Here is a 21,131-nt window from a genome sequence, read left to right as displayed (position 1 = left end):
GCAAACGCTTTATTAACTATACCCCGCCATCCTCGCGAGGATCATTGGGGGTATGCCGTCATGGCGAAGTCATCGAAACTCGGCGCGGGCAAGAACCCGGTTGGCGCGAAGGCGCAGCTGGCTCCCGATGCCGATGGCGGCGCCGTCAAGATGATCGCAGGTGGCGTGGTCGGCCTGACGAAGGTCGTGCCACTCGGTGCCGACGACAAGGCGCTGCTCCACGCACGCTATGCGCCGTTCAAGGTCGAGATCGTCGACATCGACGTCGTGCTCGTGTTCGAGGACGGCACCAAGATCGTCATCCCCGGCATGGCACTCGCTGTATTCTCGGGGCGCAAGGCGCTGCTGGTCTTCGACGACAAGGAGATCGATGCCGAAAGCACGTTCTCGCAGGTCGGCGAGATCAAGGAACAGCCGCTACCGATGAAGCTGGCGCTGTCCTCGGCCGCGTCCGAGAAGGCCACCGACGGCAAGTCGCAGGGCGACAAGGCGGAGGACGGTGGCGCGATCCAGGCCAAGGACGCCAGCGCCCAGCAACAGGCAGCGCAGACCAAGGACGAGAACCAGCACAAGTCGGACGGCGAAGCCAAACGACTGACCGAGAAGATCTCGAACACGCAATCTTCGTCGGCCGGTAGCTCGAACGCCCCGCCCTCCGCCAAGGCGATCCAGCCCGCCCCCGACGATGCGATCGGCGAGGCCGGCATCGGCAAGCTGGTCCCCAAGCTGACCCTCACGCTGTACAATCGGGAGGGCGGCCGGACCGGCACCGAGAACGGGCAAACCACCGTGACCGGCGCGACCGGTGCCGAGGGATCGTCCAAGGATTCCCAGTTCGCCGCGCAATCCGCAAAGGAGCGCATCACGGGCACCTCCGCCAACGACGTGATCCGTGCCGATGATCCTAAATATGCGCCGTCCGGTGCATCCGCGCGTGCGCTGCACGTCGAGGCGCTGGTGCCGACCGGCGGGCTGACCTTAACGACCGTGCTGATCCCCTCCCTCCCCGCCGGTTACTCGATCGCCAACGCGACGCTGACCGACAAGGGCTGGCTGGTCAGCATCGACCAGGGATCGATCGCGAAGCTCACAGAGATCGCCGATCCGACCGGCAAGATGGTCGCGGTGCCCGCGTCGCAATCGGCCTTCGCGTTCGACCTCCAGTTGATCTACGCAGTGCCCGCCCTCGGCACCGCCGCCAACGCCAGCGGCTTTCAGGAGGAATTCTTCCTGCCGGTGCAGCTCGGCCTGTCCACCGACGGCAAGAACAGCTCGAACAGCGTCGAGGTCTCGACCCACTTCGGCATCAAGATCGTGACCTCGCAAGGCGACATGACCGTCATCGATCCGGTCAGCGGCAACCCCGTTTATGTCCTGTTCTCCAACCCACCGGGCAATATCATCGCCGCAGGCGACGGGGCCGACCGCATCGTCGCGGGCATCGGCGCCGACCAGATCGACGGCGGCACCGGCCTGGACATCGTCAGCTACGAAACGTCGAACGCGGCGGTGACGGTCGATCTCGGCGCGGGCAAGGGCAGCGCCGGCTATGCCGAAGGCGATACCTATACCGCGGTCGAGAGCGTGACCGGCTCGGCCTATGACGACGTGCTGAAGGGCGACGCGGGCGATAACAGCCTGACCGGCGGCAAGGGTGCCGACACGATCGACGGCGGCGCGGGCACCGACACCATCGACTACACCAACGCGATCGATACGGCGGCCGAAGGCAGCGACGGAGTCGAGATCTTCCTCGACGGTACCGCATCCCTCGGCGGTGAGGCGGAAGGCGACAAGCTCGCCAACATCGAAATCGTGATCGGCACCGGCCGCGACGACATCCTCCACGGCGGCACCGGAGCGGAAACGCTGAAGGGCGGCGCCGGAGATGACCGTGTCACCGGCAGCGGCGCCGCCGATCGCCTGGACGGTGGCGACGGCACCGACGTTGCGGATTACTCGGCGTCCGCGAACGGCGTCACCGCGTATCTTGACGGTCGCGCCGGCGTCGGCGGCGATGCCGAGGGCGACGTCGTCACCGGTGTCGAACGGATCATCGGCTCCGCGCATGACGACACGCTGGTCGGCGATGCAGGCGACAACATGCTGTCGGGTGGCGCGGGCGCTGACCGGATCGACGGCGGCGCGGGCAACGACAGCGTCGATCTCTCGGACAGCGCGGTCGGCGTGACCGTCTATCTCGACGGGCGTGCCGGCGTCGGCGGCGATGTCGAGGGCGACACCTATGCGCAGGTCGAGACGCTGACCGGCTCGCGTCACGACGACCGCCTGGTCGGCGGCAGCGTGGCCGAAACGTTGAAGGGCGGCGCGGGCGACGACGTGATCGAGGGCGCCGTAGGCGGCGACACGATCGACGGCGGAGCCGGCCGCGACATCGCCAGCTATGCGGGTGCCGCAGCGGGCGTGCGGGTCGCGCTCGACGGATCGACGCTCGACGGCGCCGATGCGCTCGGCGACCGCTTCGTCAGCATCGAGGGCCTCGAAGGGTCGCGCTACGGCGACGTGCTGATCGGCACCGCCGGCGACGACACGCTGCTCGGCAACGATGGCGACGACATCCTGCTTGGGCTTGGCGGAGCGGACCGGATCGACGGCGGCGCCGGCATCGATACGACCGATTATTCGCTGTCCCGCTTCGGCGTGACGGTGCGGCTCGACGGCGGTCTGTCGGAAGGCGGCGACGCCGATGGCGATCGGCTGACCGGCATTGAACATGTGATCGGATCGGCACTCGACGATCGGCTGGTCGGCGGCGCGGGCGACGACCGGCTCGAGGGACGATCGGGCGACGACGTGCTCCAGGGCGGCGCCGGCGCGGACATCCTCCAGGGCGGCGAAGGCGCCGACACCGCGGACTACGCGACTTCGCTGGCGGGCGTGACGGTCGCACTCGACGGAACGATTGGTCGCGGCGGTGACGCCGAAGGCGACCGACTTTCGGGCATCGAGCGATTGGTCGGCTCGGCCTATGCCGACGCGCTGACCGGCAGCGCCGGCGATGATGTGATCGCGGGCGGCGCCGGCGACGACGTGTTGGTCGGCGACATGGGCGCTGACCAGATCCAGGGCGGCGACGGCTTCGACACCGCCGACTATGCCGCCGCGAGCGGCAGCGTCACCGTGCGTCTCGACGGCACCGCTTCCTCCGGCGACGTTGCCGAGGGCGACCGCCTGACCGGTATCGAACGACTGGTCGGCAGCAGCTATGCCGACGACCTGCGCGGCGACAGCGGCGCCAACCTGATCGATGGCGGCGCCGGCGACGATTTCTTGCGCGGCGGACTTGGCGCGGATCGCCTGGTCGGCGGCGACGGCAGCGACACCGCGGCTTATGACGATTCCCAGACCGGCGTGGTCGTCGACCTCGCGCTCGGCACCGGCAGCGGCGGCACTGCCGCGGGCGATCTCCTCAAAGGAATCGAGAACCTCACCGGCTCAGCTTCCGACGATCGGCTGCTCGGCGACGCCGGTGCAAACCGGTTGAGCGGCGGCGCGGGCAACGATCTGCTCGACGGTGGCGCGGGTGCGGACAGCCTCGATGGCGGGATCGGTCAGGACATCGCGGATTATTCGCGATCGGGCGAGCGCGTGATCGTGGCCCTGGACGGCTCGCTCGGCCTCGGCGGCGACGCTGCGGGCGACCGGCTGACCGAGATTGAGGGCGTGACCGGATCGGCATTCGACGACCTCCTGACGGGCGACGGCGCGGCGAACCGGCTTGCGGGCGGCACTGGCGACGACCTGTTGCGCGGTGGCCTCGGCAGCGACGAACTCGACGGCGGAGTCGGCTTCGATGCGGCCGATTATTCGCAATCGGCCTCCAACGTGATCGTCGCCAATGACGGCTCGCTCGGGCTCGGCGGCGACGCGCAGGGCGATCGGCTAACCGGGATCGAGCGGATCGTCGGCTCCGGCTTCGACGATCGGCTCGGCGGCGGCGCAGGCGTCGACACGCTCGAAGGCGGCGCGGGCGACGACGTGCTCGCGGGCAACGGCGGTGCCGATACGCTCGACGGCGGGTCGGGCAGCGACATCGCGGATTATTCGCGCAGCACCGCCGGCGTATCGGTATCACTAGGTGGCGGCCCGAGCATTGGCGGCGATGCCGAGGGCGACGGCCTGCTGAGCATCGAAGGCGTGCTCGGATCATCTTTCGCCGACACGCTCCACGGATCGGCGGAGGCGGACCAGCTGGCGGGCAATGGCGGCGACGATAGCCTCGCCGGCCTCGGCGGTGCCGACCGGCTCGACGGCGGCGCCGGCTTCGACGTCGCGGACTATTCCTTATCGGCTACGGCAGTCACGATCGATCTCGGTAGCGGAACCGCGGCGGGCGGCGACGCGCAGGGCGATACGCTGACCGGCATCGAAGCGGTGATCGGATCGGCTTCCGGCGATCTGCTGCGCGGCGGTGCAGACGGCGAGAGCCTGTCGGGCGGCGACGGCGACGACACCATCGCGGGTCGCGGCGGCGCGGACCTGATCGCAGGCGGCGACGGCTTCGATACCGCAGATTACTCCGACAGCGCGTCGGGTATTCGGCTGACGCTCGACGGAAGCATCGGCGCAGGTGGCGACGCCGCGGGCGACCGGGTCACGGGCATCGAGCGCGTGATCGGGTCGAACAGCGCCGACATCATCACCGGTGCGGATGCATCCGAGACGATCGAGGGTGGTGCGGGCGCCGACCTTCTGCGCGGCGCTGCTGGCGACGACATGATCGACGGCGGCATCGGCGACGACCGGCTGGACGGCGGCAGCGGCGACGATCGGCTCGACGGCGGTGACGGCGACGATTTCTTGATCGGCGGCAGCGGTGCCGACCGCATCACCGGCGACGCAGGCTTCGACGTCGCCGACTATGCGACGTCGACGAGCGGGATCACCATCGGCCTGGACGGTTCGGCGGGGGTCGGCGGCGATGCGGCGGGCGATCGCCTGGTCGGTGTCGAAGGCATCATCGGGTCCGCCTTCGCGGATCTCCTCACCGGCTCGACCAGCGACGACCGGCTCGACGGCGGCAGCGGCGACGACGTGCTCGTCGGCGCAGCGGGCAGCGACCGGCTGGCGGGCGGCGACGGCGACGATCTCATCCAGGGCGGCAGCGGGGCCGACGCGATCGACGGCGGCGCAGGCCGCGACACCGCCGATTACGGCAGCGCGAGCGCAGGGGTGCAGATCGCCCTCGATGGCACCACCGGGCTCGGCAGCGATGCCACCGGTGACACGCTCTCCTCGATCGAGCGGCTGATCGGCAGCGGCTATGCCGACGTGCTGACCGGGGCCGCGGCGGACGAAGACCTGCTCGGCGGCGGCGGTGCCGATCGGCTGGACGGTCGCGGCGGCGCGGATCTGCTCGACGGCGGCGCAGGCATCGACACCGCGGACTATTCCGGATCGGCACTGGGCGTGATCGTCGATCTCGCGACCGGCACCGGGCAGGGCGGCGACGCCGAGGGTGACCGCCTCGTTTCGATCGAGAACCTGATCGGCTCCACCGGCGACGACGTGCTGAATGGCACCGCAGGCGCGGATACCCTCGACGGCGGCGCAGGCGACGACGTGCTGACCGGTCGTGCCGGCGCGGATACGCTGATCGGCGGCGCCGGCCGCGACACCGCGGACTATTCGGAGTCCGCCTCGGCAGTTTCGGTCGGGCTCGAGGGCACGATTGCCGCGGGCGGCGATGCGCAGGGCGACGTGCTGTCCGGCATCGAACGCGTCGTCGGCAGCGCCTTCGACGACCAATTGCGCGGCGGCGTACTCGACGACGAACTCGTCGGCGGCGAGGGCGCGGACAGCCTCTCCGGCGGGCTCGGCAACGACATATTGTCGGGCGGCGACGGCGATGACGCGCTGGTCGGCGGCATCGGCGCGGACCGGATCGACGGCGGCGCCGGCTACGACGCGGCGGATTACTCGGCATCGCTCGCCGGAGTCGCGCTTACCTTGGACGGCAGTGTCGGCATCGGCGGCGACGCCGCGGGCGACCAGCTGACCGGCGTCGAGACGGTGATCGGATCCAGCTTCGACGATCGCCTCACCGGATCGGTCGGAGACGATCGCCTGGTCGGCGGTGCCGGGGACGACGTGCTGGCCGGTGGTACCGGCGGCGACCGCCTCGAAGGCGGCAGCGGCGACGATATCCTCGCGGGCAACGCCGGCGCGGACGACCTCCTCGGCGGCAGCGGTGTCGATACCGCAAGCTATGCGGATGCGAGCGCAGGCGTCGCCGTGTCGCTCGACGGCACCGCCGGCAGCGGCGGCGATGCGGCCGGCGATCGGCTGACCGACATCGAGAACCTCATCGGCTCCGGTTTTGGTGACGTGCTGGGCGGCGGCGCGGGCGCAGAGACGATCGTCGCGGGCGCGGGCGACGACCGCATTCTCGGCAGCATCGGCGCCGACCTGCTCGACGGCGGCACCGGCTTCGATCTGGTGGACTATAGCGCCTCGGCGGGTGCGGTCCGGGTCACGCTCGACGGCTCGCTCGGCATCGGCGGCGACGCCGCGGGCGACCAGATCATCGACATTGAAGGCGTGATCGGATCGTCGCTCGACGACATGCTGACCGGCAGCGGTGCAGTCGAACGGCTCGACGGCGGCGCCGGCAACGACCAGCTCGTCGGCGGTGGCGGCGACGACACGCTGCTCGGCGGCAGCGGCAACGACCTGCTCGACGGCGGCGCGGGCGCGGACCTTATCGACGGCGGCGACGGTGTCGACACGATCGATTATTCGACCTCGTCATCGGGCGTGACCGTGTCGGTGGACGGCTCGACCTCGACCGGGGGCGCGGCGCAAGGCGACCGGCTACTGAACGTCGAGAACCTGATCGGCTCCGCGTTCGATGACGTGCTGCGGGGCACCGCTGCCGGCGACACGCTCACCGGCGGCGCGGGCGACGATGTGCTCGCGGGCCGGGGCGGCGCGGACCAACTGATCGGCGGCACCGGCTTCGACACCGCGGACTATTCGGACGCTGCCGCAGGCATTGCGGTCTCGCTCGCGACCGGCCTCGGCTCGGCAGGCGATGCCAAGGACGACCGCCTGGATTCGATCGAGCGCGTCGTCGGGTCGGCGTTTGCCGACACCATCGCGGGATCGGTCGCGGCGGACACGCTCGACGGCGGTGCGGGCGACGATCGCCTGGCCGGCGCGGGCGGCAACGACATCCTGCGCGGCGGCGACGGTGCGGACAGCATCGAGGGCGGCACCGGCGCGGATCAGATCGACGGCGGCGCGGGCTTCGACACGGTCGATTACGGCGCATCGGATGTCGGCGTCCGCATCGACCTCGTCGCGAGCACCGGTCGCGGCGGCATCGCCGAGGGCGACACCCTGGCCGGGGTCGAGCGCGTGCTCGGCTCGGCCTATGCCGACCAGCTGATCGGCGGCAGCGCCGGCGAGGTGCTGGAGGGCGCAGCGGGCGACGATGTGCTGGCGGGCGGCCTCGGCGCCGACCTGCTCGACGGCGGCGCGGGCACCGACACCGCGGACTATTCGCGCGCGATCGCAGGCGTGATGCTCGATCTGACGAGCGGCGGCACCGGCGGCGAGGCCGCGGGCGACCGCTTCACCAGCATCGAGATCGTCCAGGGCTCCGACTTCGCGGACGCGATCACCGGGTCGGCGGGGGCCGACGAGCTCTACGGACGCGATGGCAACGACATGCTTACGGGCGGCGCGGGCGACGACCTGCTCGACGGCGGTGTGGGCGACGACATCCTCGCGGGCGGTGCTGGCGCCGACGTGCTCACCGGCGGCGCGGGACGCGACTCGGTCGATTATACCGCGAGCGCGGCGGCCGTGACGGTCAGCCTCGACGGGCAGACTGCAGGGGGCGGCGACGCGCAGGGCGACACGCTGTCCGGCATCGAGCGCGTGACCGGCTCCAGCTTCGACGATCGACTCACCGGCGAGGTCGGTGCGAACGACCTGATCGGCGGCGCGGGCGACGACATCCTGTCGGGCGGCGCAGGCAGCGACACCTTGGACGGCGGCGTCGGCGACGACCTGCTGACCGGTGGCGCGGGCGCTGACGCGATCGTCGGCGGCGCCGGTTTCGACGCCGCAGACTATTCGGCGTCCGGTGCCAGCATCGACGTGCGGCTGGACGGCAGCCTCAACACCGGCGGCGACGCCGATGGCGACACGCTGTCGGGAATCGAGCGCGTGATCGGGTCGAACTTCGCCGACATCCTGACCGGTGCAGCAAGCGACGACAGTCTGGCGGGCGCCGGCGGCGACGATATCCTTGTCGGCGGCCTCGGCGCGGACGCGCTCGACGGCGGCGCGGGCAACGACACCGCGAGCTATGCCGCCGCCACCGGCGGAGTCGTGATCGACCTCAGCGGCGCGGCAGGCACCGGCGGCGAGGCCGCGGGCGACCGGCTCACATCGATCGAGAACCTGATCGGCTCCGCCTACGCCGACACGCTCGGCGGCGGGACCGGCGACGAGATCATTCGCGCGGGGGCGGGCGACGACGTCGTTGCGGGCAGCGCGGGCAGCGACCTGCTCGACGGCGAAGCCGGCTTCGACACGGTCAGCTACGCCGCATCGGGATCGCGGGTCACCGCCTATTTGGACGGACGAGCTGGCACCGGCGGCGACGCGACGGGCGACGTGCTCGTGTCTATCGAGTCGCTGGTCGGATCGAACCACGCCGATCTGCTCAGCGGTTCGGACGATGCCGACCGGATCGAGGGTGGTGCGGGCGAGGACATCATCGACGGCGCGGGCGGCGACGACACCCTCTTCGGGGGCGACGGTGACGACGCGATCACCGGGGGCGAAGGCGCCGACGGGATCGACGGTGGCACCGGCTTCGACACGATCAGCTACGTGGATTCGACCGCGGGAGTTCAGGCGGGCCTGGACGGCGTCGCCGGCATCGGCGGGACTGCACAAGGCGACACGGCCGTAGCGGTGGAGCGGCTGATCGGCTCCTCCTACGACGATCTGCTGCGCGGCAGCGCGGGCGACGATGCGCTGCTCGGCGGCGACGGCAATGACGTGCTGCGCGGCGCGGCTGGCGCGGACATGCTCGACGGCGGCACGGGCAACGATACCGCCGATTATTCGACCTCCGCGATCGGCGTCACCATCGGTCTCGACGGCAGCGCCGGCATCGGCGGCGATGCGCAGGGCGACGTCCTCACCGACATCGAACAGATCACGGGCTCCGCACATGCCGACCTGCTCTCGGGCGGCGTCGATGGCGAGACACTGGACGGCGGCGCGGGCGACGACGTGCTACGCGGCAGCCTCGGCAGCGACCGGCTGATCGGCGGGGCCGGCTTCGACACCGCCGATTATGCGGCCTCCAACGCGGGCGTGACCGTCGCGCTCGACGGCAGCTTCGGCTCGAGCGGCGATGCGTCGGGTGATCGACTCGACTCGATCGAACGGATCATCGGCTCGGCATTTGACGATACGATCGCGGGCGGCAGCGGCGACGACATGCTCGACGGCGGCGCAGGCAACGACCGGCTGACCGGCCGCGCCGGCAACGATAGTCTGTCGGGCGGGCTCGGCGACGACGTGCTCGACGGCGGTGCGGATGCCGACCGCTTAGACGGCGGCGCCGGGATCGACACCGTGACCTTCGCGAACTCGATCGCGGGCGTCAGCGTCGATCTGCTCGCAGGCTTCGGCAGTGGCGGCGACGCCGAGGGCGACGCTTATGTCGATATCGAACATCTGATCGGCTCCGACCTGGCCGACGCCCTTACCGGCGCCGCGCGTGACGAACAGTTCGAGGGCGGCGCGGGCGACGATGTGATCCGCGCGGGCGCGGGCGACGATCTCCTCGACGGCGGCACCGGCAACGACCTTCTCGCCGGCGGCGCGGGTGCGGACAGCATCGACGGCGGCAGCGGCTTCGACACCGCCGATTACGCCGCCTCCTCGGCCGCGATCGACGTGGTGCTCGACGGATCGGGCGCCGCGGGCGGCGACGCACAGGGCGACACCCTCACCCGCATCGAACGCGTGGTCGGATCGACGTTCAACGACACGATTACCGGCATCTCCGCGGGCGAGACGCTGGAGGGCGGCGCCGGCGACGACACGCTCATTGGCAATGGCGGCGGCGACACGCTGCGCGGCGGTGCCGACAACGACCTGCTCCGCGGCGGCGCGGGCGCGGACATGCTCGACGGCGGCACCGGCTTCGACACCGCTGACTATTCGGGATCCGACGTAGCAGTCGAGATCGACCTGGGTGCCGGCACGGGCACCGGCGGCGACGCACAAGGCGACACGCTGAACGCGATCGAGCGCGTGATCGGATCGGGCAATGGCGACACACTGACTGGCGGCCCGGGCAACCAGACGCTGCTCGGCATGGCGGGCGACGACAGCATCTCAGGCGGCGCAGGCGACGACACGCTGTCGGGCGGATCGGGCGACGACATGATCGAAGGCGGCGCAGGCGCGGACTCCTTCGACGGTGGCACCGGCGCCGACGTGGTGACCTATCGCGGGTCGTCCACCGGCGTAACCGCGTTCCTCGACGGCACGGCCGGCATCGGCGGTGACGCGCAGGGCGACGTCATAACCAATGTCGAGGCGCTCGACGGTTCGGATCATGACGATGTGCTGGGTGGCCGCGCGGGTGCCGAGCTGCTCCGCGGGGCCTCCGGATACGATCTGCTGCTCGGCTCGACTGGCGCTGACAGCCTCGACGGCGGCGCTGATTTCGATACCGTGGATTACGGCGCCAGCGGCGCGGCGGTCACGGTCAACCTCGACGGATCGATCTCTGTGGGGGGCGACGCCGCAGGCGATACGCTCACGAGCATCGAACGCGTGATCGGATCCACGGGCAACGATACGCTGAACGGCGGATCGGACGCGGACACGCTCGAAGGCGGCGCGGGCAACGACACGATCACGGGCGATGCCGGCGCGGATACGCTGCTCGGCGGTGCAGGCGACGACCTGTTGAAGGGCGGCCAGGGCGCCGACCTGCTCGACGGCGGCAGCGGCGCCGATACCGTAACCTATGCCGGGTCGGCGACCGCGGTGAACGCCGGCCTCGACGGCGGCATGCAGACCGGCGGCGATGCCGATGGCGACACGATCGTCGCGGTCGAGCGCCTGATCGGCACCGACTATGACGACACGCTACGCGGCGGCACCGGTGCCGAGACGCTCGACGGCGGCGCGGGTGACGACGTGCTCACGGGATCGGCCGGCGCTGACCGGCTGATCGGCGGCAGCGGGCTCGACTCGGTGGATTACGCGGCATCTGGTGCGGGCGTGACGATCGGCCTCGGCGGCACCGTCGGCAGCGGCGGCGACGCGGCGGGCGACATGCTGAGCGGGATCGAGCGGCTGGTCGGCTCGGCCTATGCCGATACGCTGACTGGCGCGGCGGGCGACGATCACCTGCTCGGCGGCGACGGCAACGACGTGCTTACCGGTGGCGGCGGCATGGACCACATCGATGGCGGTGCGGGTGACGACGTGATCGCGGGCGGCTCGGGTGCCGATATCCTCGACGGCGGCACCGGCATCGATACCGCGGATTACACCGCCTCGGTCGGCGGTGTGTCGGTCGCGCTGAACGGCCTCGCCTCATCGGGTGGCGATGCGGATGGCGATTTGCTCTCCGGGATCGAACGCGTGCTCGGATCGGCGCAGGCCGACGTGATCACCGGCGGGTCAGGCGACGAGGAGCTGTTTGGGAATGGCGGCGCGGACGTCCTGATCGGCGGGCTCGGCGCGGACAGATTGTACGGCGGCGCGGGCCAGGATTCCGCCGACTATTCGGCGGCTGCAGCTGGCGTCACGGTGGCGCTCGACGGCAGCGTCGGCACGGCGGGCGAAGCGACCGGCGACGTGCTCGTGACGATCGAGCGGCTGATCGGATCCGACTTCGACGACATGCTCGGCGGCTCGGTGGCGGACGACACGATCGTCGGCGGCAGCGGCAACGACATCATCGCAGGCAACAGCGGCAACGACGCGCTGCAGGGCGGCGCGGGCGACGACGTCATCGTCGGCGGCGGTGGCGCGGATGCGATCGACGGCGGGACCGGGCTAGACACCGCGGATTACTCGGCGGCGGCGATCGGCGTCACCGTCTACGCCGACGGCACCAGCGGCAGCCGCGGCGACGCCGCGGGCGACGTGCTCGTCTCGATCGAGCGTATCGTCGGCTCGGCCTATGACGATCGCCTCAACGGCGGCAACGGTAGCGAAACGCTGCTCGGCGGCGCGGGCGACGACGTAGTTCAGGGCAATGGCGGCAACGACCTGCTCCAGGGCGAGGCCGGGGACGATACGATCGTCGGCGGCGCGGGCGCGGATGCGGTAGATGGCGGCGCGGGCTACGACACCGCCTCCTACGCGACCTCGCTCGCGGGCGTGACGATCCGGCTGGACGGCATCGCGTCGAGCGGCGGCGACGCTGAGGGCGACGTGCTCGCGTCGATCGAACAGGTGATCGGATCGAGCCAGGCGGACATCTTCTACGGATCGGCGGGCGCCGACCGCGTCGATGCCGGTGCGGCCGACGACGTGATCTACGGCAGCGCGGGAAGCGACACGCTTATCGGCGGGCTCGGCGTCGACACGCTCGATTACTCGGCGGGCACCACCGCGATCAGCGTGTCGATGAACGGCGCGGTCTCCACCGGTGGCGACGCGCAGGGCGACACGCTGACCGGGATCGAGCGCGTCCTCGCGACCGATTTCGACGATGTGGTGACCGGCACCACGGGCGCAGACACCGTGCTCGGCCTGCTCGGCAACGACATGCTGTCGGGCGGCGACGGCAACGATGCGCTGTCGGGCGGCGGTGGCGATGACGTGCTGACCGGCGGGCTCGGCCAGGACGTGCTCGACGGCGGCGCCGGTCAGGACAGCGCCGACTATTCGGCAGCCGTCGTGGGCGTCGCGGTACGGATGGACGGCGTCGCGAGTTCGGGCGGCGAGGCACTCGGCGACGTCCTCGTCTCGATCGAACGCGTGGTCGGATCGGGCTTTGCCGACACGCTGGCGGGTAGCGCCGGCACCGACCGTATCGAAGGCGCCGCGGGCGACGATCGGATCGACGGCCTCGCCGGCGACGACATGCTGCTCGGCGGTGCTGGCAACGACGTGATCGCAGGCGGTGCCGGTGCCGATGCGATCAACGGCGGCGCCGGGATCGACACCGCGGAGTTCTCCGCCTCGAACACCGGCGTGACCGTCTCGCTCGACGGCACGATCGGTAGCGGCGGCGACGCGACCGGCGATGTGCTGACCGGGGTAGAGATCCTGCGCGGATCGGCCTTCGCCGATCGCCTTGGCGGCACCGGCGGCAACGATACATTGATCGGCGACGCGGGTGACGACGTCCTCATCGGCGGTGCCGGCGCGGACATACTCACCGGCGGCGATGGCGTCGACACGGCGGATTATGCCGGCAGCGCGAGCGCGGTGACGGTCGACCTCGGCGCCGCGAGCGGCAGCGCGGGCGACGCCACCGGCGACAGCCTGTCGGGCATCGAGCGCGTGGTCGGCTCGGCCTTCGCGGACCGGTTGACCGGCTCGAACATCGCCGATGTGCTGGTCGGCGGCGCGGGCGACGACATCCTGGTCGGCGGCCTCGGCGGCGATACGCTCGACGGCGGCACCGGCAGCGACACCGCGGACTATTCGGCCTCCACCACCGGGGTCACGGTCTACACTAACGGCATCGACCAGGGCACCGGCGGCAGCGCCGCGGGCGACGTGCTCACCGGGATCGAGCGCGTGACCGGATCGGCCTTCGCCGATACGATCGTCGGCTCCACCGGGGACGAGATCCTCACCGGCGGAAGCGGCGACGACATTCTCGAAGGCGCCGCCGGCGCGGACGCGATCGACGGCGGCACCGGCACCGACACCGCCAGCTACGCGCGTGCAGGCGCCAGCGTAATCGCGAGCCTCGCCACGGGCACCGGCACCGGCGGCGATGCCGCGGGCGACAGCTTCACCTCGATCGAACGGCTGCTCGGGTCCGATCATGCCGACACGCTCGCGGGCGGTTTGGCGGCCGAGACGCTCGACGGCGGCGCGGGCGACGACCTGCTGATCGGCAGCCAGGGCGCCGACACGCTGATCGGCGGCGGCGGCAGCGACACCGTCGATTATACCGCCGCGACCGCAAGCATCACCGTGAACCTCGACGGTTCCGCAAGCAGCGGCGACATCGCCGCGGGCGATCGCCTGACCGGGTTCGAAACCGTGTTCGGCTCGGCCTTCGCAGACGTCATCACCGGCAGCTTCGGGGACGAGACGTTGCACGGCGGCGCGGGCGACGACGTCCTGTCGGGCGGCAGCGGCGTCGACACGCTGCTGGGCGAGGCCGGCGACGACGTGCTGCGCGGCGACGCGGGCGCGGACATGCTCGACGGCGGTGCCGGCACCGATACCGTGAGCTATTCCAACTCGGGCGCGGCAGTGGTCGTTGATCTCGCCGCGGGCACCGCGACCGGCGGCGACGCACAGGGCGACACCTTCGCCAATGTAGAACGCTTCCAGGGTTCGCGCCTCGGCGATCTGATGATCGGCGGCGTCGGCACCGACATCTTCGACGGCTTCGACGGCGACGACACGTTGCGCGGCGGTGCAGGCGACGACCAGCTCACCGGCGGGGTCGGCGACGACGTTCTGGTCGGCGGCGCAGGTGCCGACACGCTGGCGGGCGGATCGGGCATCGACACGGTCGACTATACCGACTCGACGGCCGGCGTGACGGTCCGGACCGCCCTCGCCTCTTCCGGCGGCGACGCGCAGGGCGACCTCATGTCGGGCATCGAGCGCGTGATCGGCTCGGCCTTCGCGGACCGTTTCGAAGGCGGCGCGGCGGACGAGGAATTCGTCGGCAACGCCGGCGACGACAGCTTCGTCGCCAGCGGCGGCGCCGACATCTATCGCGGCGGCAACGGCGTGGATTCGGTCGACTATTCTGCATCGGCCGCGGCGGGCATGAAGATCTACATGGACGGCAGCTTCGGCGTCGGCGGCGACGCCGCGGGCGACCGGCTGTTCGAGATCGAAGTCGTGACCGGTTCGGCGCAGGGCGACGAGATCGCCGCGGGGAGCACCGCCGCGACTATCTATGCGGGCGCAGGCAACGATCTGCTCACCGGCGGCGGCGCTGCCGACCTGCTCGACGGCGGCGCCGGCGACGACCGCATCGTCAGCGGCGCGGGCGCGGATCAGGTGATCGGCGGCGCCGACATCGACACCGCGGACTATCGCAATTCCGACGCTGCGGTCACGATCAGCAACAACGGCAGCGCGGGGTCGGGCGGCTGGGCCGCAGGCGACGTACTGACCGGGATCGAGCGGATCGAAGGGTCCATCAACTATGGCGACACGCTGCGTGGCGGGACCCTCACCAGCACCGTGCTGTGGGGCCTGGGCGGCGACGATACGATCGTCAGCTTCGGCCAGGCGGACGCGATCGACGGCGGCACGGGCACCGACACGGTGGATTATTCCGGCAGCCAGGCAGGCGTCGGCGTCCGGCTGGACGGCGTCGCCTCGACCGGCGGTGACGCCGCGGGCGACACGATCACCGGCGTCGAGCGGGTCATCGGCTCTGCCTTCGCCGACACCATCGCCGGCACCGCGGCCGTCGAGACCCTGATCGGCGCGGACGGCGACGACGCGCTTGCCGGCGGCGCCGGCGCCGACCGCCTCGACGGCGGCCTCGGCTTCGACACCGCCGATTATTCGGCGTCCGGCGGGATCGCGGTACGGATGGACGGCACCACCACCGGCAGCTTCGGCGATGCCGCGGGCGATGTGCTCGTATCGATCGAGCGCGTCGTCGGATCGACGCAGAACGACATCATCTACGGATCGGACAATGCCGACACGATCGAGGGCGGCGCCGGCGACGATATGTTCCGTCCCGGCCTCGGCGCCGACACGCTGGACGGCGGCGCCGGCCAGGATACTGTGAACTACGGCGACGCGACCGCCGCGATTACAGTCAATACCGGCAACGCCAGCCTGTCGACCGGGCTTGCGCAGGGCGATACTTTCGCGTCGATCGAGATCTTCGCGCTCACCGGGTTCAACGACGTCTTTACCGGCTCGGCGGCATCGGAATGGGTGCAGGGCGGCGCCGGCGTCGATACGATCAACACCGGCACGGGCGACGACCGGCTGGATGGCGGCGCGGGCGACGACATTCTCGTCGGCGCGGGCGGCGCGGACCTTATCGACGGCGGCACAGGGATCGACACCGTCGACTACAGTGCCAGCGCGGCGGGTGTGTCGCTCGACCTCAACACCGGGATCAGCAACAGCGGCGGCGACGCGCAGGGCGACGTCTTCGCGATCAACACGATCGAGAACGCGCTCGGATCGGCCTTCAACGACTTCATCGACGGATCGAGCGCGATCAACATCCTGACCGGTGGCGCAGGCGACGACACGCTTCAGGGGCGCGGCGGGGCCGATCGGCTCGACGGCGGCACCGGCAACGACACCGCGAGCTATGCGAGTTCGGGCGCTGCGGTCACCGTCAACCTCGGGACGGGCGTGAACACCGGCGGCGACGCCGCCGGAGACGTTCTCGTCGCAATCGAACGGCTGATCGGGTCTAACAGCAACGACAATCTCACCGGCGACGCCAATGCCAACACGATTTCCGGCGGCAACGGCGCGGACACGCTGAACGGCGGTGCCGGCAACGACATCGTAAACGGCGACGACGGCAACGACACGATCGAGGGCGGGGCGGGTGCCGACACGATGGACGGCGGCCTCGGCATCAACACGCTGAGCTACGCCGCCGCCTCGGCCGCGGTCACCGTCTCGCTTGCCGCCGGATCTGGCAGCGTCGGCGACGCGGCCGGTGACACCTTCATGAACTTCACCAACTTATCCGGATCGGCCCAAAACGACATCCTTACCGGCGACGCCGCGCAGAACACCATTTCGGGCAATGACGGCGTCGACACGATCGATGCCGGCGCCGGCAACGACACGCTGCAAGGCGGCAATGGCGACGACATCCTGCTTGGCGGGGTCGGTTCCGACGTCAACAATGGCGGCGCGGGCATCGATACAGTCGACTATTCGCTGAGCGCCACCTCCGTTGCGGTCGACCTGACTGCCAATAGCGGGAACGGCGGCGACGCGCAGGGCGACACCTTCACCGCGGTCGAGAACCTCACCGGTTCGGCCGGTAGCGACACGCTGGTGGGCGACGCCAACGCCAACATCCTGAACGGCGGCAACGGGAATGATCAGCTGATCGGCTATGCTGGCAACGACACGATCAACGGCGGCGCGGGGGACGATGCGATCAGCGGCGGCGCAGGCGCGGATGCGCTCGACGGCGGCACCGGCAACAACACGCTGTTCTTCGGCAACAATGCGGGCAACCCAGCGGCGTCGACGGCCACCGTCGGCATCACGATCAATCTCAACGGCGTGACGCTCGGCATCGGCAGCGACGCGGCGGGCGACACCTACAAGAACTTCACGAACATCTACCTGACCGGCTTCGCGGACACCGTCACCGGCACTGCGGCGAACGAATGGTTTCGCGGCCTCGGCGGGGCGGACACGATCGACGGCGGCGCGGGCACCGACACCGCGTCCTATTACGGCAGCGGCACCGCGATCGGGATCACCATGGGTCTCGACGGCAGTGCCGGTATCGGCGGCGAGGCAGCGGGCGACAGGCTGACCAATGTCGAGGTCCTGATCGGCACCGCTTATGACGACGTGCTTTCGGGCAGCACCGGCAACGACCAGCTGATCGGCAACGAAGGCGTCGACACGTTCCGCGGCGATGCGGGTGCCGACCAGATCGACGGCGGCCTCGGCCGCGACACGATGAGTTATGCCGCGTCGAGCGCAGGCGTCACCGTCAATCTCGCCAACGGCACGGTCTCGGGCGGCGACGCCGCAGGCGATACGCTGATCTCGATCGAGAATGTGACCGGCAGCGCCAGTGCCGACACGCTGACCGGCGACGCGGGCGACAACATCCTGGTCGGCAACGCCGGCAACGACGTGCTGATCGGTGGCGCGGGCGCGGACACGCTGAACGGCGGCGCGGGGATCGACTCCACCGACTATTCCGCCTCCGCGGCAGCGGTCACGCTGTATCTGGACGGCCGCACCTCGACCGGGGGCGACGCCGAGGGCGACGTCCTGCTCGCGATCGAAACCGCGACCGGCTCCGGCTACGACGACACGATCGTCGGCTCCAACGCCGACGAGACGATCAGCGGCGGCGCCGGCAACGACATCATCGACGGCAGCGCCGGCAACGACATCGTCGGCGGCGGTGCTGGCGACGATGTGATCAGTGGTGGCGCGGGCGCCGACACGATTGACGGCGGCAGCGGCAACGACACCGCGTCCTATGCGAATGCCGGCGCGGCGGTCACCGTCTATACCGACGGTGTGACCGCCGGTGTCGGTGGCGAAGCGGCGGGCGACAGGCTCGCCAACATCGAGATCGTGGTCGGCTCCGCTTATGGCGACACGCTGATCGGCTCCGCCGGATCGCAGACGCTGCGCGGCGGTGTGGGCGACGACGTCCTGATCGGTGGCGCGGGTGGCGACGTGCTCGACGGCGGTTCGGGGATCGACAGCGCATCCTACGCCACCTCCGCCGCAGGGATCACCGCAAGTCTCGCCAGCGGCGCGCTGGTGGTATCGGGCTCCGACGCGACCGGGGACACCTTCATCTCGGTCGAGGGCGTGGTCGGATCCGCTTTTTCAGATAACCTGACCGGCGGTACGGGCAGCGAGACGCTCGACGGCGGTGGCGGCGACGACCAGGTCTATGGCAGTGCAGGCGCCGACGTGCTGATCGGCGGCGCCGGCTACGATACCCTCTCCTATGCTGCATCGACGAGCGCGGTACTGGTGCGCCTCGACGGCACTGCCGGCTTCGGCGGCGACGCCGCGGGCGACACGATCGGCGGCTTCGAAGTGGTGGTCGGATCGGCCTATGCCGACTCGCTCTATGGCGCGGGTGCGGACGACACGCTGTTCGGCGGCGCGGCCAACGATATCATCGACGGCGGCACGGGCGCGGACACGATCAACGGCGACGACGGCGACGACCTGCTGGTCGGCGGCAGCGGCGCGGACACGATCAACGGCGGCAACGGCACCGACACGGTAAGCTACGCCGCGTCGTCGGCCGCGGTGAACGCGACGATCAACAGCAACGTCAATTCGGGCGGCGATGCTCAGGGCGACTCGCTTGCGACCGTCGAGAACCTCGTCGGCTCGAACTTCGACGATTTGCTCACCGGCGACGGGGGCGCCAATGCGATCGCCGCCGGCGCCGGCAACGACGTGGTCGCGGGCGGTGCGGGCAGCGACGCCCTGGATGGCGGCGCGGGGTTCGACACCGTGAGCTATGCAGCGTCCTCGGCCGCAGTCACCGTTTCGCTGGCGACCGGCAGCGGCACCGGCGGCGACGCCGCGGGCGACACGCTCGTGGGCTTCGAGAACCTGACCGGATCGGCGCAGGACGATGTGCTCACCGGCGACGGCGCGGCCAACGTCATCACCGGCGGCGGGGGCAACGATACGCTCGTGGGCGGCGGCGGGGCCGATACGTTGGCCGGCGGCAGCGGCACCGACACCGCGAACTATGCGGCATCGGGCACCGGCGTCGTCGTGCGCCTCGACGGCACGACCGGCAGCGGCGGCGATGCGCAGGGTGATACCCTCACCCAGATCGAGAACCTGATCGGCTCCGCACAGGCCGACACGCTGTACGGCGACGGCGGCGCCAACGCGATCACCGCCGGCGCGGGCAACGACAGCATCGAGGGCGGCGCGGGTGCCGACACGATCGACGGCGGCAGCGGCATCGACACCGCGAGCTACGCGGCGTCGAGCGCGGCCGTCACCGTCACGGTCGGCAGCAGCAGCAACATCGGCGGCGACGCCCAGGGCGACGCGCTGGCGAACATCGAGCGGCTGATCGGCTCGGCATTTGCCGACACCCTGGCCGGCGACGGCACCGCCAACGCGCTCGACGGCGGCGCAGGCGACGACCTGCTTACCGGCGCGGGCGGCGCGGATGCGCTGATCGGCGGCTCGGGCCAGGACACCGCAAGCTACGCTGGCTCGACTGCAGGCGTCGCGGTCCATCTCGACGGCAGCGCGAACACTGGCGGCGACGCGGCCGGCGACACGCTGTCGGGAATCGAGCATCTGTCCGGCTCCGCCTTTGCCGACACGCTCGTCGGCGACGGCGGCGCGAACCGCCTCAACGGCGATGCCGGCAACGACCTCCTCGAAGGCGGCATTGGTGCCGATACGCTCGACGGCGGCGCGGGCATCGACACCGCCAGCTATGCGCATGCGACGAACGGCGTCTACGCCAGCCTCGCCGCGAGTGGCAGCAACACCGGCGAAGCAGCGGGTGACGGCTATACCAGCATCGAAAACCTGCAGGGCAGCGACCTGGCCGACAGCCTGATCGGCGACGCCGGCGCCAACCGGCTTGACGGCGGCGCCGGCAACGACCTGCTCGTCGGCGGTGCCGGCGCGGACATGCTGGTCGGCGGCAGCGGCTACGATACCGCGAGCTATGCCAGCGCCCCCTTCCCGATCTCGCTCGATCTGTCTGGCGCGACCGGCAGCGGATCCGCGGGCGATGCATCGGGGGACACGCTTGCCGGGATCGAACACGTGATCGGCAGCGGTTACGATGACGCGTTCGTGCTCGGCATGACCACTGGCATCTCCGTCGACGGTGGCGCCGGTAATGACAGCATCCAGATAGCGGCGGGCAGCGGCTCGATCACGAGCGCGATGTTGTCGTCGGTGCTGACCAACAGCGAGAACCTCGATTTCACCGCAAGCGGCGTCGATGCGAACCTCTCGATCGACGCCGGTTTCCTCCAGTCGATCGCCGGAGCAGGCAACGCATCGCACCTGACGCTGCGGATGGACGCCGCCGACACCTTCACCATAGACCCCACCGCCACCGTCACGCAAAACGGTTCGGACTACATCTTCTACAGCGACAGCTCGATGAACACCGAAGTAGCTCGCATGACGTTGACCAGTTGATCGGGAGAGAATTGGCACCTGCAGGCTCGAAGCTTATCGACCAGCCGCTACAA

General features: G+C 70.5%; 1 protein-coding gene. It reads left to right on the top strand.

All coding sequences use genetic code 11. The annotated features are described in order from the left end of the window. Positions 1–60: 60 nt before the first annotated feature. The gene (locus ACFE77_RS02840; RefSeq protein WP_375420113.1) at positions 61–21,078 is read left to right on the top strand and encodes a hypothetical protein; all 21,018 of its coding nucleotides are present in this window, start codon (positions 61–63) and stop codon (positions 21,076–21,078) included. Positions 21,079–21,131: the final 53 nt, after the last annotated feature.

It is taken from the genome of uncultured Sphingomonas sp. (assembly GCF_964243315.1).
Classification (GTDB): Bacteria; Pseudomonadota; Alphaproteobacteria; order Sphingomonadales; family Sphingomonadaceae; genus Sphingomonas.
The sequence above is the reverse complement of the archived record's forward strand: the minus strand, read 5'-3'. Positions and strand labels throughout refer to the sequence as shown.

Coding starts and splice junctions, on each gene's coding strand:
- ACFE77_RS02840 (WP_375420113.1), top strand. CDS start 61: ATGGCGAAGTCATCGAAACTCGGCGCGGGCAAGAACCCGGTTGGCGCG.